This window comes from Streptomyces sp. NPDC111520 (assembly GCF_055635295.1).
This window is the reverse complement of record NZ_JBVKBW010000001.1, coordinates 842,565-864,968: the sequence shown is the minus strand read 5'-3', so window position 1 is coordinate 864,968 and position 22,404 is coordinate 842,565. Positions and strand designations below refer to the sequence as shown.

Annotated in this window: 24 protein-coding genes; 12 read left to right on the top strand and 12 right to left on the bottom strand. The window is 72.0% G+C overall.

Annotation, left to right across the window (positions count from 1 at the left end):
- Positions 1-132: 132 nt before the first annotated feature.
- The 7 genes from ACZ7MY_RS03990 to ACZ7MY_RS03960 form a co-directional block, all read right to left on the bottom strand.
- Complete coding sequence (locus ACZ7MY_RS03990) at positions 133-1,434, bottom strand: MFS transporter (protein ID WP_499599306.1); 1,302 nt, start codon at positions 1,432-1,434, stop codon at positions 133-135.
- A gap of 24 nt (positions 1,435-1,458) precedes the next feature.
- The gene (locus ACZ7MY_RS03985) at positions 1,459-2,070 is read right to left on the bottom strand and encodes a helix-turn-helix domain-containing protein (protein WP_499599305.1); all 612 of its coding nucleotides are present in this window, start codon (positions 2,068-2,070) and stop codon (positions 1,459-1,461) included.
- 79 nt (positions 2,071-2,149) lie between these two features.
- Positions 2,150-3,124, bottom strand: coding sequence for a glycine betaine ABC transporter substrate-binding protein (locus tag ACZ7MY_RS03980; protein ID WP_499599304.1), 975 nt, complete (start codon positions 3,122-3,124; stop codon positions 2,150-2,152).
- Positions 3,121-4,044: an ABC transporter permease gene (locus ACZ7MY_RS03975; protein WP_499599303.1), complete on the bottom strand. Its 924-nt coding sequence runs from the start codon at positions 4,042-4,044 to the stop codon at positions 3,121-3,123. The genes ACZ7MY_RS03980 and ACZ7MY_RS03975 overlap by 4 nt, the downstream gene beginning before the upstream one ends.
- Positions 4,041-5,282 (bottom strand): betaine/proline/choline family ABC transporter ATP-binding protein, encoded by a 1,242-nt coding sequence (locus tag ACZ7MY_RS03970; RefSeq protein ID WP_499599302.1) that lies wholly within the window; start codon positions 5,280-5,282, stop codon positions 4,041-4,043. Before ACZ7MY_RS03970 ends, ACZ7MY_RS03975 begins: the two co-directional genes overlap by 4 nt.
- Positions 5,275-5,922 (bottom strand): ABC transporter permease, encoded by a 648-nt coding sequence (locus ACZ7MY_RS03965; protein ID WP_499599301.1) that lies wholly within the window; start codon positions 5,920-5,922, stop codon positions 5,275-5,277. Before ACZ7MY_RS03965 ends, ACZ7MY_RS03970 begins: the two co-directional genes overlap by 8 nt.
- 26 nt (positions 5,923-5,948) lie before the next feature.
- The gene (locus ACZ7MY_RS03960) at positions 5,949-6,425 is read right to left on the bottom strand and encodes an Lrp/AsnC family transcriptional regulator (protein ID WP_499512096.1); all 477 of its coding nucleotides are present in this window, start codon (positions 6,423-6,425) and stop codon (positions 5,949-5,951) included.
- A gap of 133 nt (positions 6,426-6,558) precedes the next feature.
- Between ACZ7MY_RS03960 and hppD the strand changes: the two genes are divergently transcribed.
- Complete coding sequence (gene hppD, locus ACZ7MY_RS03955) at positions 6,559-7,704, top strand: 4-hydroxyphenylpyruvate dioxygenase (RefSeq protein WP_499599300.1); 1,146 nt, start codon at positions 6,559-6,561, stop codon at positions 7,702-7,704.
- Between the two features lie 73 nt (positions 7,705-7,777).
- On the opposite strand, the gene ACZ7MY_RS03950 is transcribed toward hppD, so the two are convergent.
- Entirely contained in the window at positions 7,778-8,179 is a 402-nt protein-coding gene (locus ACZ7MY_RS03950) for a hypothetical protein (RefSeq protein WP_499599299.1), read from the bottom strand.
- A 119-nt stretch (positions 8,180-8,298) separates the two neighbouring features.
- Between ACZ7MY_RS03950 and ACZ7MY_RS03945 the strand changes: the two genes are divergently transcribed.
- The gene (locus ACZ7MY_RS03945) at positions 8,299-9,666 is read left to right on the top strand and encodes an FAD-binding oxidoreductase (RefSeq protein ID WP_499599298.1); all 1,368 of its coding nucleotides are present in this window, start codon (positions 8,299-8,301) and stop codon (positions 9,664-9,666) included.
- A gap of 37 nt (positions 9,667-9,703) precedes the next feature.
- Here ACZ7MY_RS03945 and ACZ7MY_RS03940 read toward each other — a convergent pair whose 3' ends face one another.
- Positions 9,704-10,189, bottom strand: coding sequence for an SsgA family sporulation/cell division regulator (locus ACZ7MY_RS03940; RefSeq protein WP_499599297.1), 486 nt, complete (start codon positions 10,187-10,189; stop codon positions 9,704-9,706).
- 458 nt (positions 10,190-10,647) lie between these two features.
- On the opposite strand from ACZ7MY_RS03940, the gene ACZ7MY_RS03935 reads away from it, so the two are divergent.
- The 3 genes from ACZ7MY_RS03935 to ACZ7MY_RS03925 all read left to right on the top strand — a co-directional run bounded on the left by ACZ7MY_RS03935 (position 10,648) and on the right by ACZ7MY_RS03925 (position 13,432).
- Positions 10,648-11,931 carry an RDD family protein gene (locus ACZ7MY_RS03935; RefSeq protein ID WP_499599295.1) on the top strand — a complete coding sequence of 428 codons (1,284 nt, stop codon included), beginning with the start codon at positions 10,648-10,650 and terminating at the stop codon, positions 11,929-11,931.
- Positions 11,932-11,987: 56 nt separating this feature from the next.
- Positions 11,988-12,722: an RDD family protein gene (locus tag ACZ7MY_RS03930; protein ID WP_499599294.1), complete on the top strand. Its 735-nt coding sequence runs from the start codon at positions 11,988-11,990 to the stop codon at positions 12,720-12,722.
- Positions 12,723-12,802: 80 nt separating this feature from the next.
- Positions 12,803-13,432 carry an RDD family protein gene (locus ACZ7MY_RS03925; protein ID WP_499599292.1) on the top strand — a complete coding sequence of 210 codons (630 nt, stop codon included), beginning with the start codon at positions 12,803-12,805 and terminating at the stop codon, positions 13,430-13,432.
- A 74-nt stretch (positions 13,433-13,506) separates the two neighbouring features.
- On the opposite strand, the gene ACZ7MY_RS03920 is transcribed toward ACZ7MY_RS03925, so the two are convergent.
- Positions 13,507-13,788: a hypothetical protein gene (locus tag ACZ7MY_RS03920; RefSeq protein ID WP_499599290.1), complete on the bottom strand. Its 282-nt coding sequence runs from the start codon at positions 13,786-13,788 to the stop codon at positions 13,507-13,509.
- 354 nt (positions 13,789-14,142) lie between these two features.
- Between ACZ7MY_RS03920 and ACZ7MY_RS03915 the strand changes: the two genes are divergently transcribed.
- Positions 14,143-16,464 (top strand): immune inhibitor A domain-containing protein, encoded by a 2,322-nt coding sequence (locus ACZ7MY_RS03915; protein ID WP_499599289.1) that lies wholly within the window; start codon positions 14,143-14,145, stop codon positions 16,462-16,464.
- A gap of 75 nt (positions 16,465-16,539) precedes the next feature.
- Positions 16,540-16,857 carry a hypothetical protein gene (locus ACZ7MY_RS03910; RefSeq protein ID WP_499599288.1) on the top strand — a complete coding sequence of 106 codons (318 nt, stop codon included), beginning with the start codon at positions 16,540-16,542 and terminating at the stop codon, positions 16,855-16,857.
- Positions 16,858-16,877: 20 nt separating this feature from the next.
- On the opposite strand, the gene ACZ7MY_RS03905 is transcribed toward ACZ7MY_RS03910, so the two are convergent.
- Together ACZ7MY_RS03905 and ACZ7MY_RS03900 are read right to left on the bottom strand one after the other, a co-directional pair.
- Positions 16,878-17,474 carry a nicotinamidase gene (locus tag ACZ7MY_RS03905; protein WP_499599286.1) on the bottom strand — a complete coding sequence of 199 codons (597 nt, stop codon included), beginning with the start codon at positions 17,472-17,474 and terminating at the stop codon, positions 16,878-16,880.
- A gap of 80 nt (positions 17,475-17,554) precedes the next feature.
- Positions 17,555-18,889, bottom strand: coding sequence for a nicotinate phosphoribosyltransferase (locus tag ACZ7MY_RS03900; RefSeq protein WP_499599284.1), 1,335 nt, complete (start codon positions 18,887-18,889; stop codon positions 17,555-17,557).
- Positions 18,890-18,972: 83 nt separating this feature from the next.
- Between ACZ7MY_RS03900 and clpS the strand changes: the two genes are divergently transcribed.
- From clpS to ACZ7MY_RS03875, 5 genes are all read left to right on the top strand, one after another.
- On the top strand, positions 18,973-19,284 hold the full coding sequence (gene clpS, locus ACZ7MY_RS03895) for an ATP-dependent Clp protease adapter ClpS (RefSeq protein WP_499512084.1): 312 nt from the start codon (positions 18,973-18,975) through the stop codon (positions 19,282-19,284).
- A gap of 77 nt (positions 19,285-19,361) precedes the next feature.
- Positions 19,362-19,928: a DUF2017 domain-containing protein gene (locus ACZ7MY_RS03890; protein WP_499599283.1), complete on the top strand. Its 567-nt coding sequence runs from the start codon at positions 19,362-19,364 to the stop codon at positions 19,926-19,928.
- A 305-nt stretch (positions 19,929-20,233) separates the two neighbouring features.
- Entirely contained in the window at positions 20,234-21,670 is a 1,437-nt protein-coding gene (locus ACZ7MY_RS03885) for an amino acid permease (RefSeq protein WP_499599281.1), read from the top strand.
- A gap of 97 nt (positions 21,671-21,767) precedes the next feature.
- Positions 21,768-22,193 carry a M67 family metallopeptidase gene (locus tag ACZ7MY_RS03880; RefSeq protein ID WP_499599280.1) on the top strand — a complete coding sequence of 142 codons (426 nt, stop codon included), beginning with the start codon at positions 21,768-21,770 and terminating at the stop codon, positions 22,191-22,193.
- Positions 22,194-22,259: 66 nt separating this feature from the next.
- The gene (locus ACZ7MY_RS03875) at positions 22,260-22,364 is read left to right on the top strand and encodes a putative leader peptide (RefSeq protein WP_431959667.1); all 105 of its coding nucleotides are present in this window, start codon (positions 22,260-22,262) and stop codon (positions 22,362-22,364) included.
- Positions 22,365-22,404: the final 40 nt, after the last annotated feature.

Below are 22,404 nucleotides of genomic sequence, written 5' to 3'. Positions count from 1 at the left end.
TCTGGTGCGGTGCATCGCAAGGCGGAGAGTCGTCCTCGTAGTGGGCTACTCGGACGATTCGACAACGCAGCGAGGTGCCGTGCCAGGCGTCGCTGAGCAGGGGGGCGTTTGACGACACGACCTAGGCCGCCGTCAGCCGCTCCTCGCGGCGTCCATGCGGCGCCAGGAGGGGAAGACCAGCGGGCACAACGTGGCCAGGAAGTACGCTCCGCCGGTCAGCAGCAGCGCGGTGGTCAGGCCCGCGCCGTCCACCAGGTAGCCCGCGGCGAGTCCGCCGACGGGGGTGGTGAGCAGCACCCCGGCGCCGAGGGTGCCCAGCGCCCGGGTGCGCAGTTCGTCGGGGATGTGCTCGAACGTCACCGTCGCCAGGATCGGGTTGAGCGCCCCTGCCGCGAGGCCGCCGGCCACCATGGTCACCGCCAGGCCGCCCCACCCGGGCACCCACGCGGCGACCAGGAACCGGGGCGCGCCGCACAGCAGGAAGCACACCGTGTAGACCGGCCATCGCGGCAGGCGGTGGCCCACCGCCCCGTAGAGGAGGGCCCCGGCGAGCGCGCCGGCCCCGAAGAGGCCAGACAGCAGTCCGAGTTGGACGGAGCCGCCGAGTTCCCGCTCGGCGTGCACCGGCAGCAGCACCGAACTCCAGCCCGCGTCCAGGCCGTTGGTCACCATGACCATCAAGGTGATGGCGAGCAGCAGCCGGGAGCGGATCAGGAAGGCGTAGCCCTCGCGCAGTTCGGCCCGGTAGGTGCGCAGGGAGACCGGTGCCGCGTCCTTGACGGGCTCGGCGCCCGGCAGCCCGCGGACGCCGAGGGCGATCAGCAGCGCGGAGACGGCGAAGGTCGCGGCGTCCAGCAGCAGCACCGCCTCGGCGCCGAGGACGGCGATGAGGACGCCGCCGACCGAGGCGCCGAGCATCCGGGCGCCGCGCGAGGCGCCGTCGAAGTAGCCCGCGGCACGCCCCAGCGGTGTCCCCGCCCGCTCGGCCAGGACGGGCAACAGTACCTCGCGCGCGGTCTCGCCGGGGCCGTGGAAGAGCCCGCTGACGGCCATCAGCGCGCACAGCTGCCAGAACTGCAGCACGCCCGCGAAGTGGAGCAGCGGGATCGCCACGACGGCCACCGCGCACACCGCGTCCGACAGGACCGATGACCTGCGCCGCCCGAAGCGGTCGATGACCGGTCCGCCGACGAGCGCGGAGACCACGACCGGCAGGGTCGCGCAGAAGGCCGCCAAGCCGGCGCGGGCGGCGCTGCCGGTGGTCTGCAGCACGAACCAGGGGACGGCGAGCACGGTGAGCGAATTGCCGCTGATCGACACGACGTTGGCGGCCAGCACCAGCCGCAGCGGCCGCGGGTCGGGTGCGGGGTCGGGTGCCGGGGTGGGCGCGGTGGCCCCTTCGGTGCCGTCGGGTATGCCGGTCTCGGTGTCCATGCGGGTCCCCCGTGGTCGGTGCGGTCAGTCCGCGGCGCGCGGAAAGGCGTGCAGGTGGACGCGAACGTGTGCGGTGTCGTCGGCGTCGCCGCCCTGCCGGTCGGTGTCCGCGTCGCGGTAGCTCTCCACCACGGCGTGCAGCTCGGCCCGCAGGGCGCGGGCCCGTCCGGGCGTGAGCCGCAGGGCGAAGTCGCTGAGGTCGAAGCTGCGGCGCCACTCCTCGGACCAGTCGCCGACGGTGGCGAGCCAGGTCTCCAGCTCCGTCGCGTGGACCGCCGCGACCTCCCGCCCGAACAGGCCGATGGCGGCGCGCACTTCGGGGTCGGCGTGGCCGAGGAAGCCCCCGGCGTCGAAGTGCGTGCCCCGGTGCGCGGCCTTCCACCAGCGTTCGCGGGCGGTGCCGCGCCCCGGGTCCTCCTCCACGAAGCCGTACGCCGCCAGTTGCCGCAGGTGGTAGCTGGTGGCGCCGCTGGACTCGCCGAGCCGGCCCGCGAGCCCCGAGGCGGTGGCGGGCCCGTACTCGCGCAGTGCGGCGAGCAGCCGGATGCGCAGCGGGTGCGCGAGCCCGCGCAGGGTGCGCGGGTCGAGGCTGATGACGCCGGGATCGGCCGCGTCGGCGGTGGGTTCGTCTGGCACGCCCCCACCGTAGAGCTTGCAAAGACTCCTTTGCAATGCTTTCTTTGCAACCTGGGCGCCGGTGGCCCGCCCGGCGGACTCAGCCCGCCGTGATGAAGCCCTCCTTCACCAGCCACTCCTTGGCGACCTCGTGCGGGTCCTCGCCCTCCACGTCGACCTTCGCGTTGAGCTCCCGGCCCACGTCGGTGGTCAGCTTCGCCGACAGCGGGTCGAGCAGGCCGCGGATGGCTGGCCAGCGCTCCAGCGCCTTGCTGTTGACGACGGGGGCGGCGTCGTAATTGGGGAAGAAGTGCTTGTCGTCCTCCATGACCTGCAGGCCGAGGGAGGCGATCCGGCCGTCGGTCGTGTAGACCTCGCCGAGCAGGCAGGAACCCGGCTTGGCGATCTGGGTGTAGATGATCCCGGTGTCCATCTTGCGGATGTTGGCGGAGGGCAGGTCCATGCCGTACGCCTTCCGCATGCCGGGCAGGCCGTCGTCGCGCGAGGCGAACTCGTTCTCCACGCAGAGGGTGACGGCCTTGGGGTCCCTCCTTGACAGGGCGGCCACGTCGGACAGTGTCCGCAGCCCGTACGGGCGGTTCTTCTCCGGGCTGACGGCCAGGGCGTAGGTGTTGTCCAGGGTGGACGGCCGCAGCCAGGTGATTCCGTTCCGCAGGTCGGCGTCGCGGACGGCCCGCCACTGCTCCCCGGCGTCGGTGATGGGCTCGTCGTTGCCGAGGTAGGTGATCCAGGCGGTGCCGGTGTACTCGTACATCGCGTCCGCGGCACCGGACTTGACCGCCTCCCGCGCCCCGATCGAGCCCTGGATGTTGGTGCGGTCCAGCACTTCCGCGCCCGCCGCCTTGAAGACCAGGCCGATCATCGAGCCCAGGATGATCTGCTCGCTGAAGCTCTTGGACGTCACCGTGAGCGAGGCGCCCTTGAGCGGCAGCCCCTTGCCCAGGGAGCCGGGGCGCACGTCGTCGACGAGCGGGCTGCCGCTCTTGAGCCCGCAGCCCGGGGCGCAGGCGAGCAGCACCAGCAGGCCCGCGGCCAGGGCCAGGCGGCGCGTCATGCCGTCTCCAGGCCGTGCGGGCGCAGCAGTTGCTCGGCCAGCGACGCCAGCCAGTCCACCAGCAGGGCCAGCACCACGGTGAGCACCGAGCCCAGCACGAGCACCGGCATGCGCTGCGTGACGATCCCGGTGGTGATGATGTCGCCGAGCCCGCCGCCGCCGACGAACGTGGCGAGCGTGGCGGTGCCCACGTTGAGCACCAGCGCGGTGCGCACGCCCGCCAGGATCAGCGGTACGGCCAGCGGGAGTTCGATCCGCGACAGCGTCCCGGCCGCCGACATCCCGATGCCGCGCGAGGCCTCGATCAGGGTCGGGTCGATGGCCCGCAGACCCGCCATGGTGTTGGAGAGCACCGGCAGCACCGCGTAGACCACCATGCCGACCAGCGCGGTGCGGGGCCCGATGCCCAGCCAGATGACGAGCAGCGCCAGCATCCCGATGGCGGGCGTGGCCTGCCCGATGTTGGCGATCGCCGTCACCACCGGAGCGGCCGGACGCAGCCGCCGCCGGGTCAGCGCGATGCCGAGCGGGACGGCGATGACCAGCACCCAGAAGGTGGAGATCGCGGTAAGTTTGACGTGCTGCCACAGCCGTACCCGGACGGTGTCGCCGACGAGGGCGTTCTCGGCGATGGAGTCGAGGGTGATGCCGGTGATCCACAGGTAGGTGGCGAGCAGGACGAGGGCCAGCGCGACCGGGGTGACCAGCAGCCGCCGCCAGGTCAGCCGCCGTACCGGCCCGGCGGCGGGGGCGGCCGGTTCGCCGCCGGGGCCCTGACCGGCCGCCGGTTCCTCCGGGCCCGCCGTGCCGTCGCCGGCCCCGGAGGCCGCCGCGGGGCCGCCCGGGCCGCCCGGGCCACCCGGGCCGCCCGGGCCACCCGGTCCGCCCGTCCCGCCCGGCGGTCCGGCGGCGGGGCTCATGCCCGTGCCCCCGGTTCGTGGTCGGAGCCCTCCTGCTCGGCCCGGGTCTGCGGGGCGCGCGTCTCCTCCAGCTCGTGACGGTGCTCCAGCGCGGCCAGCCGGTCCTCCTCCAGCAGTTCGTGCACGGAGTTGAGCAGCGTCTCCATGTCCACCACCCCGGTGAACTCGCCGCGCCGCCCGGTCACCGCGACCCGTCCGCTGCTGTCGGTGAGCACCGCCTCCAGGGCGTCCCGCAGCGTCGCGTCCCGGGTCACGGTGTCGCCCACCAGCGTCCCGGCGCGGGCCAGCGAGCCCTTGGCGCGCATCAGGTCGCCGCGCCGCAGCCACTTGTAGGGGCGGCCCCTGCGGTCCAGCAGCAGCAGCTCGTTGGTGGTGGTCGCCTCCCGCAGCCGGTCGAAGATCGACTGCAGGGGGTCGTCCAGGCGCACCGTGGGGAAGTCGGCGACGCCCACGTCCCGCACCCGGGTCAGGTTGAGCCGCTTGAGAGCGGCCCCGGCGCCGACGAACCCGGAGACGAAATCGTCGGCCGGATTGGTCAGGATCGCCTCGGGGGTGTCGAACTGGGCGATGTGCGAGCGCTCCCGCAGCACCGCGATGCGGTCCCCGAGCTTGATCGCCTCGTCGAAGTCGTGGGTGACGAAGACGATCGTCTTGTGCAGTTCGTGCTGCAGCCTGATCAGTTCGTCCTGGAGGTGGTCACGGGTGATCGGGTCGACGGCGCCGAAGGGCTCGTCCATCAGCAGCACCGGCGGGTCCGCCGCCAGCGCCCGCGCCACCCCGACGCGCTGCTGCTGACCGCCCGACAACTGCCGCGGGTAGCGGCCCCGGAACTCCCGCGGGTCCAGCCCCACCAGGTCCAGCATCTCCTCGACGCGGTCCCGGACCCGCGCCTTGGACCAGCCCACCATCCGGGGGACGAGCCCGATGTTCTCGGCCACCGTCATGTGCGGGAACAGCCCGGAGGACTGGATCGCGTAGCCGATCTTGCGGCGCAGCCTCACCGGGTCCATGTCGGTGACGTCCTCGCCGCCGATGCGGATGCGGCCGGAGGTCGGCTCGATCAGCCGGTTGATCATCTTCAGGGTGGTGGACTTCCCGCACCCGGAGGGCCCGACGAAGATCACCGTCTCGCCTGCCCCGATCTCCATGCTCACGCCGTCGACGGCCGGCTCCGCGCTGCCCGGGTAGCGCTTGGTCAGCTGCTCCAGCTCGATGGTCGCGCCCGACGCCTCAGCCACGGATCCCCCGGGGGATGGTGAGCCGCCCGAGCAGCACGTAGCAGGCGTCGAAGAGCAGCGCCAGGACGACGATGCCGATCGTCCCGGCGAGCACCTGGTTGAGCGCGTTGGCGCCGCCCAGGGAGGCGATCCCGCGGAAGATCTCGTTGCCCAGCCCCGGCCCGGAGGCGTACGCCGCGATCGCCGCGATGCCCATCAGCATCTGGGTCGCCACCCGGATGCCGGTCAGGATCGGCGGCCAGGCCAGCGGCAGCTCGATCCGCGCCAGGGCCGCCGTCCGGGACATGCCGATGCCGCGGGCCGCGTCGACCAGCGCCGGGTCGACCCCGCGCAGTCCCACGATCGCGTTGCGGACCACCGGCAGCAGCCCGTACAGCGTCAGCGCCGTCACGGTCGGGGGCACGCCGAGCCCCAGCCAGGGGATGAGCAGGCCGATCAGGGCGAGCGAGGGGACGGTGAGGATCGTCGCGGTGGAGGTCACGGCCAGGGCCGCGGCCCAGTCGCGCCGGTAGGAGAGCACCCCGATCGCCACCCCGATCGCGGTCGCCGGCACCATGCACTGGAAGACCAGGCTGGCCTGCTGGTACGCGTCGATCAGCAGTTGCTCGTGCCGGCCGGCGAGGTACTCCCAGAAGCTCACCCGGCATCACCCCTGCCGTCCCTCGGCTACGTGTCCGCGTCCTGTGCCGCCTGCTCGACCAGCGGGATGATCCGCAACGGGACCGGGTTCTCCATGACGATCGCCGTGGAGGCCCGCACGATGCCATCAAAGCCCACAACCCGGTCGATCACACGTTGGAGATCGGCGTTCGAGCGGGCCACCAGCCGGCACAGCATGTCCCCCTGCCCGGTCGTGGTGTGCAGTTCCAGGACCTCCGGCACGCCCGCCAAGTGCGCCCGTACGTCCGGGCCTTGCCCCTGCTTGATCTCCAGGGTCGCGAAGGCCGTCACCGGGTAGCCCAGCGCGGCCGGGTCCACCTGCGGCCCGAAGCCGCGGATCACCCCATTGGCCTGAAGCCGGTCCAGTCGTGCCTGCACGGTCCCGCGCGCCACTCCCAGGCGGCGCGAGGCCTCCAGCACGCCGATCCGCGGTTCCTCGGCGAGCAGCTTGATCAGCCGTCCGTCCAGCCGGTCGATCCCCATGGCACCCCAGTCCCTCCTGTGACGGTGGTCACCGTGCACAGAATGCCGCCTCTTTTCGCGGTAGCGCTGTACAGAGTGCCCAGTCGTTCCGGAAACTATTGCGCACCTTGAGCTGCCGGGCGAGGCTGCTGCCATGACTGAGACCCTGGATCACACTTCCCCCACCCCCGGCGACGCGGACCCGTTCCCGGTCAAGGGAATGGACGCGGTCGTCTTCGCGGTGGGCAACGCCAAGCAGGCCGCCCACTACTACTCGACGGCGTTCGGCATGAAGCGCGTGGCCTACTCCGGACCGGAGAACGGCAGCCGCGAGACCGCGTCCTACGTCCTGGAGTCCGGGAGCGCCCGCTTCGTCTTCACCTCCGTCGTCAGGGCCGCCACCGACCACGGCCGCTTCCTGGAGGAGCACGTCGCCGCCCACGGCGACGGCGTCGTGGACCTGGCCCTGGAGGTGCCGGACGTCCGTGCCGCCTACGAGTACGCCCTCGCGCACGGCGCCACCGGCCTGGAGGCGCCCCACGAGGTCGGCGACGAGTACGGCACCGTCGTCCTGGCCGCCATCGCCACCTACGGCCAGACCCGGCACACCCTCGTCGAGCGCGGCGCCTACAAGGGCCCGTACCTGCCCGGCTACGTCGCCGCCGAGCCGATCGTGGAGCCGCCGGCCAAGCGGTTCTTCCAGGCGATCGACCACTGCGTCGGCAACGTCGAGCTCGGCAGGATGAACGAGTGGGTGACCTTCTACAACCGGGTCATGGGCTTCACCAACATGAAGGAGTTCGTCGGTGACGACATCGCCACCGAGTACTCGGCGCTGATGTCGAAGGTCGTCGCGGACGGCACGCTGAAGGTCAAGTTCCCCATCAACGAGCCCGCGATCGCCAAGAAGAAGTCCCAGATCGACGAGTACCTGGAGTTCTACGGCGGCCCGGGCGTCCAGCACATCGCCCTCGCCACCAACGACATCGTCGCCTCGGTCCGCGCCATGCGCGCAGCGGGCGTCGAGTTCCTCGACACCCCCGACTCCTACTACGACACCCTCGGCGAGTGGGTCGGCGACACCCGTGTCCCGATCGACACCCTGCGCGAGCTGAAGATCCTGGCAGACCGGGACGAAGACGGCTACCTGCTGCAGATCTTCACCAAGCCTGTCCAGGATCGCCCGACCGTCTTCTTCGAAATGATCGAGCGGCACGGTTCGATGGGCTTCGGCAAGGGCAACTTCAAGGCGCTCTTCGAAGCGATCGAGCGCGAGCAGGAGCGTCGCGGCAACCTCTGATCGCCGATGCCGCGGACTCCGGCGCCGGACCATGCCTCCACGGGGGAGGGGCGTGGACCGGCGCCGGCCGCCGTCAGAAGACGATCGTGAGGTTCCGCAGGGCCGAGACGAACGCCCACACCCCGACCCCCCACACCGCCAGCGCCCCCAGCACCGCGCCCGTCGCGGCCCACAGCCCCGTGCGCGGCGGCCGCCGCAGCGCACCGGCGAGGGCGCCGGCCACCGCGCCCGCCGCGGGCAGGCCCGCGACGAGCAGGGCCGCGTTCTCCAGCGCCACCTTGGTCCGGTGGTTGCCCACCCAGTCCGTGGGGCTCTTGTGCTGCGCCGCGTCCGCCGCGCCCATGACCCACAGCACCACCGGCGGGGTGAGCAGCACCACCGTCCACACGCAGCGCACGGCGATCGCGCGCCGTGCGCGCCGCCGCGCCGGTGTTGCGCCGCCCGCTTCCTCCGTCGTGTCCCTCGTGTCCGTCACGGCGGCCATCCTCGCCGCGCCCCGCCCCGCACCACCATCCGTACGGATACTCAGAACGTCGCGGGCCCGCGCGGTGACGTGATCTTCCCCGGGCGGCGGCGCGGTGCGAAGCTTGACGCATGGGCGATCTCATCGACCGGCTGCGCGCCGGACTCCCCGACGAGGCCATCCTCGCCGATCCCGACGTCACCGCCTCCTACGCCAACGACATGGCCAGCTTCTGCCCGGCCGGGGCACCCGCCGTGGTCGTCCTGCCGCGCACCGTGGAGCAGGTCCAGCACGTCATGCGGACCGCCACGGCCCTGCGGGTGCCCGTCGTGCCGCAAGGGGCCCGTACCGGCCTGTCGGGCGCCGCCAACGCCTCCGACGGCTGCATCGTGCTCTCCCTGACCAGGATGGACCGCGTCCTGGAGATCGACCCCGTCGACCGCGTCGCGGTCGTCGAACCGGGCGTCGTCAACGCCGCCCTGTCCCGCGCCGTCGCCGAGCGCGGCCTGTACTACCCGCCGGACCCCTCCAGCTGGGAGCAGTGCACCATCGGCGGCAACATCGGCACCGGCTCCGGCGGCCTGTGCTGCGTGAAGTACGGCGTCACCGCCGAGTACGTGCTCGGCCTGGAGGTCGTCCTGGCCGACGGGCGGCTGCTGCGCACCGGCCGGCGCACCGCCAAGGGCGTCGCCGGCTACGACCTGACCCGGCTCCTCGTCGGCTCCGAGGGCAGCCTCGGCATCGTGGTGCGGGCCGTGCTGGCGCTCAAGCCCGCGCCGCCCGAGCAGTTGGCGCTGGTCGCCGAGTTCCCCTCGGCCGAGGCGGCCTGCGCGGCGGTCTGCGACATCATGGCCGGCGGCCACGTGCCCTCGCTGCTGGAGCTGATGGACGGCACGACCGTGCGCGCGGTCAACGCCATGACCAGCATGGGACTGCCCGAGTCCACCGAGGCGCTGCTGCTGGCCGCCTTCGACACCCCCGACCCGGCCGCCGACCTCGCCGCGGTGGGGGAGCTGTGCACAGCCGCCGGGGCGACGCAGGTGGTGCCGGCCGAGGACGCGATGGAGTCCGAAATGCTGCTGCAGGCGCGGCGGATGGCGCTGCCCGCGCTGGAGCGGGTCTCCACGGCCACGATGATCGACGACGTCTGCGTGCCGCGCGGCAGGCTCGCCGCGATGCTCGACGGGGTCGCGGCGATCGCCCGCAAGCACGACCTGACGATCGGCGTGTGCGCGCACGCCGGCGACGGCAACACCCACCCCGTGGTGTGCTTCGACGCCGCCGACCCCGGGGAGTCCGGCCGTGCGCGCGAGTCCTTCGACGAGATCATGGCGCTCGGCCTGGAACTCGGCGGCACGATCACCGGGGAGCACGGCGTGGGGGTGCTGAAGAAGGAGTGGCTGGCGCGCGAACTCGGCCCGGTGGGCGTGGAGATGCAGCGCGGCATCAAGGCCGTCTTCGACCCGCTCGGCATCCTCAACCCGGGCAAGGTGTTCTGACCCCGCTCTCCGGCCGCCGGGCCCCGAGGTCCCCGCCTCAGGCGTCCGGCGGCTCGTCGGAGCCCTGCCAGGGGTCGCGCGTACGGCGCTCGTCGCGCGCCCCCTCGCCGGCGGCCGGCGCCAGCAGCTCGTCCAGCCGTTCGTCCATGGACAGGTGGTCCAGTTCCGTCCCCGGCGGCACCGCCCGCAGCGTCCGCTCCAGCCACGCCGCCACCGGGTGCGAGGACGCCTCCAGCAGGGCGGTGCCGTCCGGCGAGCTGAGGGCCATGCAGATCACGCTCCGCCCGTCCGTCTTGGTCGGCCAGATCCGCACGTCACCGTGCCCGCTCGGCCGGAACACCCCCTCGACCAGCAACTCCCGCGCGAAGGTCCAGCTGACGGGGCAGTTCGAGCCGATGTGGAAGGTGATGTGCACGGCGAAGGGGTCCTCGGCCCGGTAGACCAGCCTGGCCGGGACGGCGATGCTGCGCTCCGGCGACAGCACCAGGTGCATCTCCAGCTCGCGTTCGACCACGGTCTGCATCTCGTCGTCCTTTCCTCGGCGCGAAGGCCCCTGGCGGTGCTGCGCGGCGGGTGCTGCGCGGGGCCCGCACCGGGAGAGAGCGCATACGGCCTTCACCATTACGCGGGTTCCGGCGATCGGGGGGACTTTTCCCGAAGGCCTGCACACGCGAGATGGATGCGGTACACACGGAACGTCGCCGTCCGCCCCGGCTGGGGGTGCGTCCGGCCCTGCGACGGTCCTCCCGTTCCCGCCCCCGCCGCGCCCACGGCTCCGCGGCGCGCACGTCCCCGTCCGTCCGAGGCGGTGTCAGTTCGGAAGCGTATCGGTTCGGTAGCCGGGATTTGCCCCGGAATGCCGATCCTCGCCCACGGATCGTTTCTTTCGTCCGCCCGCCGCGTTCTTCGTTAGTGTCCTCCTTGCACGCCGGGGGACGGCGGGCTGGTCGAGCGTGTCGGTCGTGAGGGGAGTTGTCACGGATGACCTCCGGTAGCAGCGGCGGGAGTCTGCCAGGTCCCGGGTACTACCCGGACCCGTCCATCCCGGGCTACATCCGGTACTGGAACGGCTCCTCGTGGGTGCCCGGCACGAGCCGTCCCGCCCCGCGGCCCGGGGAGGACCTGGCGCCGCCGTCCGGTGCGGCCGTGGCCGCGGCCGGTCCCGCGCTGGCACCGCCGCCCGTGCCCCCCGTCCCGGAGGCCCCCGGGACCCCGGAGGCGGCCGCGACGCCGCGGACCCCCGCGCTGGAGGAGTCCGGGCCGATGTTCCTGGACGAGGACCCGCGGGCGCCGCGGGCCGAACGCGGACCCGAGACCGTCACCGGACTGCAGCCGCAGCCACAACAGCCGCAACAGCCGCAGCAGGAGGCCCGTCCGGAGCCCGCCGTGGAGCGGGCGTGGGCCGCCGACCCGGCCCGGCAGGACCCCTCGCCCCGCGTGTCGTGGGGCGCCGCCGAGCGCGCGGAGCAGCCCGCGGCGCCCGCGCGGGCACAGGCCACGGCCCCCGCCCCGGCACGGACCCCCGCCCCTGCTCCCACCCCCTCGCCGGCCCCGGCTCCGGCGCCCGCCCGCACGGGATCCGCGTCCCCGTCCGCGGCCGCCGCCACCGCGTCCGCGGCGACCGAGAGCGCCGTGCCCGGGCAGCAGTCCCCGGCCGTGCCGTGGGCCCAGCAGGTGCACGACCTGGCCCGTCAGGTCCCCGCGCAGGGCGGGGAGGCGGCGTCCCCCGCACCGTGGCGGCCGGTCGCCGACGACCCGTTCGCCGCCGCGCAGCAGCAGGCACGCCCCGCGTCGCCCGGGAAGCGTCTGGTGGCCCGGCTGATCGACACCGCCGTGGTGGGCGCGCTCGTCGCGGCGGCCGCGGTGCCGCTGGGGACGGCGGCGTACGAGCACCTGCGCGACAAGGTGGACGCCGCCCGCCTGACCGGCGAAGAGGTGACGGTCTGGCTGATCGACGGCACGACGGGCCTGCAACTGGGCATCGTCGCCGCGGTGGTGCTCGTCACCGGACTGCTGTACGAGGTGCTGCCCACCGCCAAATGGGGCCGCACCCTCGGCAAGAAGCTGCTCGGCCTGCGCGTGCTCGACATCGAGAGCCAGTACGAGCCCGGCTTCGGGCAGGCGCTGCGCCGCTGGCTCACCCACACGGTGCTGGACGCGCTGGTGATCGGCTTCCTCGGACTGGTGTGGTGCCTGTTCGACCGGCCGTGGCGGCAGTGCTGGCACGACAAGGCGGCGCGCACCTTCGTGGCCCGCGACCGCTGACACCCGAACGGCCCCCGCCGGAGGCGCGGCCGAATCGTACGGGTTTCACTCGGGGCATGAGCACCGACCAGCCCGAGGACCCGTTCGCCAAGCCGCCCCGGGAGCCGTCCGGGCCCGCGCAGCCGCCGCCGCCCGGGCAGTCACCGCCGCCCGGTCAGCAGCCTCCGCCGGGTCAGCAGGCACCCGGTCAGCAGGCACCCGGTCAGCCGCCGCCGGGTCAGCAGCCGTACCCGCCGCCCCCGTACCAGCCCCCGGCCGGCGGCTCGCCCTACGACCAGCCGCCCCCGGCGTACGGCGGCGCCGGCGACCCGTACGCGAGCGGCCCCTACGGCATGGGCGAACCCGACCCCCTGGCGGGCATGCCCCCGCTGGCGAACCGCGGGCGCCGGCTGGTCGCACGCATCGTCGACGCGCTGATCGTCGGCATCCCGGTCTACGGCCTCACCGGTCTGATCTGGAACTACGACTACGACACCACCGGCGCGCTGTTCTCCCAGAGCGTGATCTACGCCGTGATCTACCTGGCCTACCAGGTGTTCATGCTCACCCGGTACGGGCAGAGCCTCGGCAAGAAGCTGCTCAGGGTGCGCGTCGGCATGCTCACCGACGGCACCAAGCCGACGACCCCGGCGGCGCTCAAGCGGGAGGGGGTCTACGCGCTGGTGCCGATCATCCCGTGCTGCGGTGAGATCTTCTGGATCATCGAGGTGCTCTGGTGCACCTGGGACAAGCCGTACCGCCAGTGCCTGCACGACAAAGCGGGGCAAACCGTGGTGGTTTCGGTGGAGTAAGACACGCTGTGGGGTGATCGTCGCAGGGCCGTGACCATCTGCGTCTATGCGCCGTCATTCCCGGCTGATTTACTCACTCCATGAGTTCGAATCAACCGCCCGGGTACGGTTACCCGCAGGGCGGCTCGGGGGACCAGAACCCGTACGGCCAGCAGCCGTACGGGCAGCAGCAGCCCCAGGGCCAGAACCCGTACGAGCAGCAGCCGTTCCCGCAGCAGCAGCCCTACGCCTATCCGCAGCAGGCGCCCGGCTACGGCCAGATGCCCACGGACCCGGCCCTGGCGGGCATGCCCCCGCTGGCCGGCAGCGGCCAGCGCTTCCTCGCCCGGCTCATCGACGGCGGCATCTTCCTCGTCGCGCTCATCATCCTGATGGCCGTGACGGGCACCTCCCTCACGGACACCGGCGCGCTGCTCGGCATCGAGCTGCTCGTCTTCGCCGGTGCGTTCGCCTACGAGGGCCTGATGCTCCAGTCCACGGGTCAGACCATCGGCAAGAAGGTCATGAAGATCCGTGTGGCCAAGCTGGCCGACGGCAGCCCGCCCGGCGGCGCCGCCTGGGGTCGCGCGGCGGTGTACTCCTTCGTCGGCATCGTGCCGTGCGTGGGCTTCATCCTGTCGCTGCTGAACGTCCTGTGGCACCTGTGGGACAAGCCGTACCGTCAGTGCTGGCACGACAAGGCGGCCAAGACCGTCGTCGTCCAGGCCTGACGCGCACCCCCACGTAGACGACGGCCCCGGAGCATCCGCTCCGGGGCCGTCGGCGTGTTCGGGGGGTGTGGCGCTCAGCGTCGCAGCGAGTGCTCGCCCAGGCGGGCTTCGGCGTTGCCGCGGACACGGGGCCGCGGGACCGGGTGCGGCTCGGCGGGCGGTTCGCGCCGGGTGCGCCGGGTGCCGGCCGGGATCGCCGCCGTCACGGCGACCAGGACACCGAGCGCCAGTCCCGCCGCGGCGATGACCGCCACCGCGAAGCCCGATCTCGCCTCGGAGAGCAGCAACATCGCGAGGGTGGAGAGCACCACGGTCGCGGAACCGTACGTCAGCTGCGCGGGGGTGGGACGTGGCATGGCTGATCCGTCCTCATATGCGTCGATTGTGGCGGAGCGTCGGCCAGGGCCGTCTTCCGGGTGGTTCGGACGTGGCACGCCAACCACCGACCCTACGGTGCGAGATGCCCGCGCGGAACGCCCGGTAAGCGTGACCTAACCCACGGTGCGGAAGCACGGGGGGCGCATGGGGTCGCATCACGATCTTGGCGGGCCCAACGGATCTGCGGCGAAAGGTACTTGCTCGGGCCGCGGTGTCCGCTATGTGCAACCGGCCGGTCGCTCACCGTACTTGTCGGTCATGGTCAAGTCAAGATCTGTCTTTTCACGCGTCACTCCGGTGCAATGGCTTCACCCTAGGGAGGTCAATACATCGTGATAAGCCAACGACGGACCATCAGATCCGCCGCTCTGGCCGTGGCGATCGCCGCAATAGGCGCCACCGCCTTCCCCGTCGCGGCAGCCCAGGCCGACCCGCAGGCCGGTCGCGTCGTGCGGCACGACCCGGCGAAGGCGGAGCGTGTCGAGCACGATCTGAAGGGCCCGCTGAGCGAGCGTCAGGCCGCCCAGCGCCAGCAGGCGATCGAGCAGGTCATCTCCGGCAAGTCCAAGGTCGAGGACCGCGGTGCCTCGGACGTGGTGAAGCTCGGCAAGAACAAGTACGTCGAGCTCGCGCGCGAGAAGACCGACAAGATCTTCGTGATCCTCGCGGAGTTCGGCAACAACACCGACCCCGCGTACGGCGGCACGCCCGGTCCCGCGCACAACCAGATAGCCAAGCCGGACCGCACCAAGGACAACAGCACGGAATGGCAGGCCGACTACAACCGGCAGCACTTCCAGGACCTGTACTTCTCCAAGGCCGCGGACAAGGAGTCCGTGGCCAAGTACTACGAGAGGCAGTCCTCCGGCCGCTACTCGGTCGCCGGCGAGGTCGCCGACTGGGTCAAGGTCGACTGGAACGAGGCCCGGTACGGCAGCAACAAGTGCGACACCTGCACCTGGAACCTCGTCGCGGACGCGGTGAACAAGTGGGTCGCCACCCGCAAGGCCGCCGGTGACAGCGCCGCCACGATCAAGGCGAAGCTGGCCGAGTACGACCAGTGGGACCGCTACGACTACGACGGCGACGGCAACTTCAACGAGGCCGACGGCTACATCGACCACTTCCAGATCGTGCACGCCGGCGAGGACGAGTCCGCCGGCGGCGGTGCCCAGGGCGAGGACGCGATCTGGGCCCACCGCTGGTACGCGTTCGGTACCGACGCCGGCGCCACCGGCCCCCAGGGCAACCTGCTCGGCGGCACGCAGATCGGTGACACCGGCGTGTGGGTCGGCGACTACACCGTGCAGCCGGAGAACGGCGGCCTCGGCGTCTTCGCCCACGAGTTCGGCCACGACCTCGGTCTGCCGGACCACTACGACACCACCAACACCGCCGAGAACTCCACCGGCTTCTGGACGCTGATGTCGTCCGGTTCCTGGCTCGGCACCGGCAAGGACGCCATCGGCGACCTGCCCGGCGACATGACGGCCTGGGACAAGCTGCAGCTGGGCTGGCTGAACTACGCCACCGCCAAGGCCGGCAAGACCTCGCTCAACACCCTCGGCGTCGCGGAGTACAACACCGCGAAGAAGCAGGGTCTGGTCGTCACGCTCCCGGAGAAGACCGTGACCACCGAGCTGGCCACCCCGGCCGAGGGCACCAGGCAGTGGTGGAGCGGCAGCGGTGACAACCTGAGCAACACCCTCACCCGCGACGTCGACCTCACCGGCAAGACCTCGGCGAGCCTGGCCCTCAAGGGCTGGTACGACATCGAGGAGAACTACGACTACCTCTACACCGAGGTGTCCACCGACGGCGGCGCCACCTGGAACGCGGTCGACGGCACCATCGGCGGCGCCCCGCTCCCGCGTGACGCCAGCGGCAAGCCCGCGCTGACCGGCACCGCGGCCTCCTACCAGGACATGGTGCTCCCGCTGGACGCCTACGCCGGCGAGTCGGTCAAGCTCCGCTTCCGTTACCAGTCCGACGGCGGCGTGGCCCAGAAGGGCTTCCTCGCCGATGCGATCACCCTGACCGCCGACGGCGCGACCGTGTTCAGCGACGGCGCCGAGTCCGGTGACAACGGCTGGACCGCGAACGGCTTCACGGCCAAGGGCTCCACGTTCTCCGAGGAGTACGCGCAGTACTACATCGCGGAGAACCGGCAGTACGTCTCGTACGACAAGACCCTCAAGGTCGGCCCCTACAACTTCGGGTTCGCCGCCCCCAAGGACAACTGGGTCGAGCACTACGCGTACCAGAACGGCCTGCTGATCTGGCTGTGGGACACCTCGATGAACGACAACAACGTCAGCGCGCACCCGGGTGCCGGCCGGATCCTCCCGATCGACGCCCACCCCAAGGCGCTGAAGTGGAAGGACGGCACGCTGCAGCGCAACCGCGTGCAGGCCTACGACTCCACGTTCACCTGGGCCCGCACCGACGCCCTCACCCTGCACAAGAACGGCGTCGCCACCAAGATCCCGAGCCTGCCGGGCAACCCGGTCTTCGACGACCGCAACTCCTACTGGTCCTCGGAGAACCCCACGGGCAGCGTGAAGACGTCCCCGACCAACACCCGCATCACGATCATCCACGAGGCCCGGGACGGCAGCACCGTCACCCTCCTGGTCAGCCCCTCCAAGAAGTGATCGCGCACCACCCGAAGTGACCTGATCGGCCCCCGTCCCCTGGTGGACGGGGGCCGATCTGCCGATCATGTGCTTATGGCCAGCGGCGGTTTCACCCGGCTCCCCAGCGGCGACGTCGTCGTGGCCCTCCGGTTGCCCTCGCCCGGCGGGGCCCCGGACGAGTACATCAGGGTGCTGGTCGTCGCCGTCAACCGCCAGCGCGCGCTGACCCGCCTGCGGAACCTCGGCTTCCGCGCCGCCCGCCTCGTCGGCAACATGGAGCCCCCGACGTCCGACGAGATCAACGCCGTCCTGCACCACCCCGACGGCCTGGTCTGGCGCCGCATCCCCTCCGCACCCGCCGCCCCCTGGCAGTCGATCGGGGCACTGCTGGGCCCGACCGTGCGCCGCTGAACCCCGGCGGGGCCCGGGTGTCAGGCCCGTCCGCGCACGACCGGCTTCCCGGACAGCTCCGCGCCGGCCGCGCGCAGCTCCTCCAGCGCCCGCTCGGTCGTCTCCGCCATGACGCCGGCCGTCAGGTCGAGCAGCACCCGGGTGCGGAAGCCCTCCCGCACGGCGTCCAGCGCGGTCGCCCGCACGCAGTGGTCGGTGGCGATGCCGACCACGTCGACCTCCGCCACCCCGCGCTCGCGCAGCCACCGGGCCAGCCCGGTGCCGTTCTCGTCGGCGGCCTCGAAACCGCTGTACGCGCCCGCGTACGCGCCCTTGTCGAAGACCGCCTCCACCGCGCCGGAGGCGACCGCCGGCGCGAAGTTGGGGTGGAAGCCGACGCCCTCGGTGCCGGCGACGCAGTGCGGCGGCCAGGTGTGGACGAAGTCGGGGTGGTCGGCGAAGTGCCCGCCGGGGGAGACGTGGTGGTCGCGGGTCGCCACGACGTGCCGGTAGCCGGCGGTGGCGTCCCCCACCAGGTCCGTGATGCCCGCGGCGACCTCGGCGCCCCCGGCGACCGGCAGGCTGCCGCCCTCGCAGAAGTCGTTCTGCACGTCCACGACGATCAGTGCGCGGTGCATGGCGGTCGGTCCTTTCCGGTCGCTGTCGCTTGTCGACTGTGGTGAGCGGCGCCCGGCCGGGGCAGGGCGCCGCCGGCGGATCAGTGGGTGATGTACTCGGTGTGCAGCACCGGCTCGCCGCGCGACAGCTGCGTCGCGGACAGCGGCAGTGCGGCGCGCGCCTCGATGTGGCGGGCGCGGGCGGCGTCCAGCGGCTCGCGGTGCACGGTCTCGCCGCCCAGCACCAGCGGCACCAGCAGCTGCCGGTCCGCCAGCGGCCCCGGGACCGGGCCGGTGCCGATCACCTCCGCCTCGGCGATCCCGTCGGCGTCCGGCCGCCGGGCCGCCCACTTGCGGCCGCCGATGCTGGCCTTGCCGCCCATGGACTTCTTCGCCACCGGCACCAAGGGCGCGGCGGGGTCGTCGGAAGTGGCGCGGGCGACCAGCTTGTACACCATCGAGCAGGTCGGATGGCCGCTGCCGGTCACCAGCGAGGTGCCCACCCCGTACGCGTCGACCGGAGCCGCGGCCAGCGAGGCGATCGCGTACTCGTCCAGGTCGGAGGTCACCACGATCCGGGTGTTCTTCGCCCCCAGGTCGTCCAGCTGCTGCCGCACCCGGTGGGCGAGCAGCAGCAGGTCCCCGGAGTCGATGCGCACCGCCCCCAGCTCGGGGCCGGCGATCTCCACGGCGGCCCGCACGGCCGACACCACGTCGTAGGTGTCGACCAGCAGCGTGGTGCCGCTGCCGAGCGACTCGACCTGCGCGGTGAAGGCGTCCCGCTCGTCGTCGTGGAGGAGGGTGAAGGCGTGCGCGCTGGTGCCGATGGTCGGCAGGCCGTAACGGAACCCGGCGGCCAGGTTGCTGGAGGAGGCGAAGCCCCCGACGTAGGCGGCGCGGGAGGCCGCCACCGCCGCCAGCTCGTGGGTACGGCGGGCCCCCATCTCCATCAGCGGCCGGCCCGCGGCGGCCACGGCCATCCGGGAGGCGGCCGCCGCGATCGCCGAGTCGTGGTTGAGGATGGACAGCACCACCGTCTCCAGCACCACCGCCTCGGCGAAGGTGCCCTCGACCCGCATGACCGGCGAGCCGGGGAAGTACACCTCCCCCTCGGGGTAGCCGTGGACGTCGCCGCGGAAGCGGTACCCGGCCAGCCACTCCAGTGTGGGCCCGTCCACCACCCGCTCCCGTTCCAGGAAGGACAGGATGTCGGCGTCGAAGCGGAAGTTCTCCACCGCGTCCAGCACCCGGCCGGTGCCGCACACCACCCCGTACCGGCGCCCCTCGGGCAGCCGGCGGGTGAACACCTCGAACACCGAACGGCGGTGGGCGGCGCCGCTGCGCAGCGCGGCCTGCAGCATGGTCAGCTCGTACCGGTCGGTGAACAGCGCGGTGGAGGGGACCGTGACGGGCAGCCCCAGGTCTGCAGTGCTCATGTCTGAGGATGCTACCCCCAACTCTCGTCAGAGTGACGATTTCTCGGGAGCCGGTTTCCCTGCGGGCACCCTCTGGTGACAGCATGGGTCCCGTGAGTGTCGCCCCCGCAGAGATCGAACGGACCGAGTCGAGCGAGGCCCCCTTCGAGGTGCCGTCCCCGGACGTTCCCTGGGTGACTGTCGTCCACAACGACCCGGTCAATCTGATGAGCTACGTGACCTACGTCTTCCAGGCGTACTTCGGCTACCCGAAGGACAAGGCCACCAAGCTCATGCTCGACGTGCACCACAAGGGCCGGGCCGTCGTGTCCAGCGGCACGCGCGAGGAGATGGAACGCGACGTGCAGGCCATGCACGGCTACGGGCTGTGGGCCACCCTGACGCAGGACCGCTGACACCGCGGGACCCGCGAGACCACCGAGACCACCGAGAACCGAGACCACCGAGCCCCTGAGGGACGGCTGATACCGACATGCCCGGGTACTTCCAGACCGCCGCCGCAGGCGGCGCCGCCGTCGCGCTCGACGACGTCGAGATCTCCATCCTGCGCAGCCTGGCCGTGCAACTCCTCGAACTGATCGGCCCCGGCGACGCCGCCGACGGCGACGAACCGGCCGACCCGCTGGCCGAACTGTTCGCCGAGGGCCCCACCCGGCCCCCGCAGGACCCGGCGCTCGCCCGGCTCTTCCCCGACGCGTACGAGGAGGAGGCCGACTCCTCGGAGTTCCGCCGCTTCACCGAGAACGACCTGCGCACCCGCAAGCGCGACGACGCCCTCGCCGTCGTCCGCAGCCTCGACTCCCTCTCGGCCGGCGGCGACGGGGGAGCGGTCCTGACCCTCGACCCCGGGCAGGCCCGCCAGTGGCTCGGCACCCTCAACGACCTGCGGCTGACCATGGGGACCCGGCTGGAGGTCAGCGAGGACGAGGACAGCGAGCTGTACCGGCTGCCGGACTCCGACCCGCGCAAGCCGCTCGTCATGGCCTACCTCTGGCTCGGCGGACTCCAGGAGAGCCTCGTGGAGACCCTCATGCCGTGATCCGGAAAGGGCGTCCGTTCGCTCAGACGACCCTCAATTCCGGATAACGATGACGTCTCCGCCGCCGACCGCCTTCCCATTCGGCGCACCTTTTGTCTGCTTCTCCCTGTGCCATGTGCCACATTTGCGCTGCGTGCCCGGCGCACACCCCGTGATACGAATCCTCGACCACCGGCCGTGACGCCACCCCTGTCGCGGTCGGTCGCGTGGCCGGCTGACCCCGGCGTGCACCTCCACCATCCGGGGGGATCGGAACCCGATCCGGGCCGTCACGGCCGGACGGGCACGGAGAAAGGCACAGCACCATGACCTCGACGCAGGTCGAGCAGTACGAATCCGGCGGCGGCGCCACGGGGACCGGGCCGGAAGAGGGCTACAAGCGCGGACTCAGCGCCCGACAGGTCCAGATGATCGCGATCGGCGGCGCCATCGGCACCGGCCTGTTCTACGGGTCCAGCAAGGGCATCGCCGCCATCGGACCCAGCCTCATCGCCTGCTACGCCGGCGCCGGCATCGTGATCTTCTTCATCATGCGGGCCCTTGGCGAACTCCTCACCTACCGCCCCACCTCCGGCAGCTTCGCCGACTACGCCCGCGAGTTCTTCGGGCCGTTCGCCGGCTTCGCCACGGGCTGGTCGTACTGGGCGCTGTGGGTCACCGCCTGCATGTCCGAGGTCACCGTCGCCGGCGCCTACATCAACTTCTGGTGGCCGTCGGTGCCGGTCTGGTCCACCGCCGCGGTCGCCCTCGTCGTGCTGTTCGTCGCCAACCTCGTCTCGGTCAAGATCTTCGGCGAGCTGGAGTTCTGGTTCTCCACCATCAAGGTCACCGCGATCATCGCGATGATCGTCATCGGCGTCGGCATCCTGACCTTCGGCTTCTCCTCCGCCGGCGACACCGCCTCCGTCACCCACCTGTGGACCGACGGCGGCTTCGCCCCCAACGGCGCCTGGCAGGCCATGCTCGCCATGCAGGGCGTGATCTTCGCCTACCTCGGCGTCGAACTCGTCGGCATCACCGCGGGCGAGGCCGAGAACCCCAAGCAGACCCTGCGCAAGGCGATCAACACCCTCCCCGTCCGCATCGGCATCTTCTACGTCGGCACCCTGATCGTCCTGCTCTCCGTGTTTTCCTGGACCAAGTACGACCCCGGAGTCAGCCCCTTCGTCCAGGTCTTCGTCCAGGTCGGCATCCCCGGCGCCGCCGGCATCATGAACTTCGTCGTCCTCACCGCCGCCCTGTCCTCCTGCAACTCCGGCATCTACTCCACCGGCCGCATGCTGCGCGGCCTGGCCGTCAACGGCGAGGCGCCCAAGGCCGTCGCGAAGCTCAGCGACCGCCAACTCCCGCTGCCCGCCCTCGTCATGTCCACCCTCGTCATGGGCATCGGCGTCATCGTCAACGTCGTCTCCCCGGACAAGGCGTTCGTCTACATCACCTCCGTCGCGACCTGCGCCGGACTGTGGACCTGGATCATGATCCTCGCCGCGCACCTGCGCTACCGCGCCAAGGTCCGCGCCGGCCTGCTGCCCGCCTCCGACTTCCGCATGCCGGGCGCCCCGGTCACCAACTGGCTCGGCATCGCCGCGCTGCTCCTCGTCGCCGTCCTGATGGCGACCGACGCCGACACCCGGCTCGGCCTGTACGTGTGGCTCGTCTGGTCGGCCCTGCTGGGCACCGGCTACCTCGCCCTCAAGCGACGCGCCCCCCGCGGCCCCGCCCCCGCGCCCGCCGCGCAGTGACCCCGTCCGCGTCCCGGCCCGCGGCCGCCGTACCCCCGTACGGCGGCCGCCGCCCTCGCCAGGGGGGCCGGGCACGCACCCCTCTATCCTGACGACCATGCTGACCATCACCCGCGCCCTGCACGACGCACTCGTCGCCCACGCGCGCGCCGACCACCCGGACGAGGCCTGCGGCGTGATCGCGGGACCGGCCGGCAGCGGCCGCCCCGAGCGGCACATCCCGATGCTCAACGCGGCCCGCTCGCCCACGTTCTACGAGTTCGACTCCACCGACCTCCTCAAGCTCTACCGCGACCTCGACGACCGCGACGAGGAGCCGGTGGTCATCTACCACTCCCACACCGCCACCGAGGCCTACCCCTCGCGCACCGACATCTCCTACGCCAACGAGCCCGGCGCCCACTACGTACTGGTCTCCACCGCCGACACCGACGACGCCGGCCCCTTCCAGTTCCGCTCGTTCCGCATCCTGGACGGCGAGGTCACCGAGGAACCCGTCGAGATCGTCGACTCCTACATCTGAGACGGCACGGTCCGCATCCTGGGACGACCCCCTCTGGGGCCCCGGGGGAATCGATACGATGACCCCATGGTTTCCCACGACGTGAGCGACAAGGCGCCGGGCACGCTGCTCGTGGCGCGGCTGCACGTCGACCTGTGCCGCCTCGCCAGCGCGGCATGTCCGTGCGCCTGAGCACCGTCAGCCCGCGCCACCCCGCCTTCCCGCCGTACTC

Coding starts and splice junctions, on each gene's coding strand:
- ACZ7MY_RS03990 (WP_499599306.1), bottom strand. CDS start 1,434: ATGGACACCGAGACCGGCATACCCGACGGCACCGAAGGGGCCACCGCG.
- ACZ7MY_RS03980 (WP_499599304.1), bottom strand. CDS start 3,124: ATGACGCGCCGCCTGGCCCTGGCCGCGGGCCTGCTGGTGCTGCTCGCC.
- ACZ7MY_RS03975 (WP_499599303.1), bottom strand. CDS start 4,044: ATGAGCCCCGCCGCCGGACCGCCGGGCGGGACGGGCGGACCGGGTGGC.
- ACZ7MY_RS03960 (WP_499512096.1), bottom strand. CDS start 6,425: ATGGGGATCGACCGGCTGGACGGACGGCTGATCAAGCTGCTCGCCGAG.
- hppD (WP_499599300.1), top strand. CDS start 6,559: ATGACTGAGACCCTGGATCACACTTCCCCCACCCCCGGCGACGCGGAC.
- ACZ7MY_RS03945 (WP_499599298.1), top strand. CDS start 8,299: ATGGGCGATCTCATCGACCGGCTGCGCGCCGGACTCCCCGACGAGGCC.
- ACZ7MY_RS03940 (WP_499599297.1), bottom strand. CDS start 10,189: ATGCAGACCGTGGTCGAACGCGAGCTGGAGATGCACCTGGTGCTGTCG.
- ACZ7MY_RS03935 (WP_499599295.1), top strand. CDS start 10,648: ATGACCTCCGGTAGCAGCGGCGGGAGTCTGCCAGGTCCCGGGTACTAC.
- ACZ7MY_RS03930 (WP_499599294.1), top strand. CDS start 11,988: ATGAGCACCGACCAGCCCGAGGACCCGTTCGCCAAGCCGCCCCGGGAG.
- ACZ7MY_RS03925 (WP_499599292.1), top strand. CDS start 12,803: ATGAGTTCGAATCAACCGCCCGGGTACGGTTACCCGCAGGGCGGCTCG.
- ACZ7MY_RS03920 (WP_499599290.1), bottom strand. CDS start 13,788: ATGCCACGTCCCACCCCCGCGCAGCTGACGTACGGTTCCGCGACCGTG.
- ACZ7MY_RS03910 (WP_499599288.1), top strand. CDS start 16,540: ATGGCCAGCGGCGGTTTCACCCGGCTCCCCAGCGGCGACGTCGTCGTG.
- ACZ7MY_RS03905 (WP_499599286.1), bottom strand. CDS start 17,474: ATGCACCGCGCACTGATCGTCGTGGACGTGCAGAACGACTTCTGCGAG.
- ACZ7MY_RS03900 (WP_499599284.1), bottom strand. CDS start 18,889: ATGAGCACTGCAGACCTGGGGCTGCCCGTCACGGTCCCCTCCACCGCG.
- clpS (WP_499512084.1), top strand. CDS start 18,973: ATGGGTCCCGTGAGTGTCGCCCCCGCAGAGATCGAACGGACCGAGTCG.
- ACZ7MY_RS03890 (WP_499599283.1), top strand. CDS start 19,362: ATGCCCGGGTACTTCCAGACCGCCGCCGCAGGCGGCGCCGCCGTCGCG.
- ACZ7MY_RS03885 (WP_499599281.1), top strand. CDS start 20,234: ATGACCTCGACGCAGGTCGAGCAGTACGAATCCGGCGGCGGCGCCACG.
- ACZ7MY_RS03880 (WP_499599280.1), top strand. CDS start 21,768: ATGCTGACCATCACCCGCGCCCTGCACGACGCACTCGTCGCCCACGCG.
- ACZ7MY_RS03875 (WP_431959667.1), top strand. CDS start 22,260: ATGGTTTCCCACGACGTGAGCGACAAGGCGCCGGGCACGCTGCTCGTG.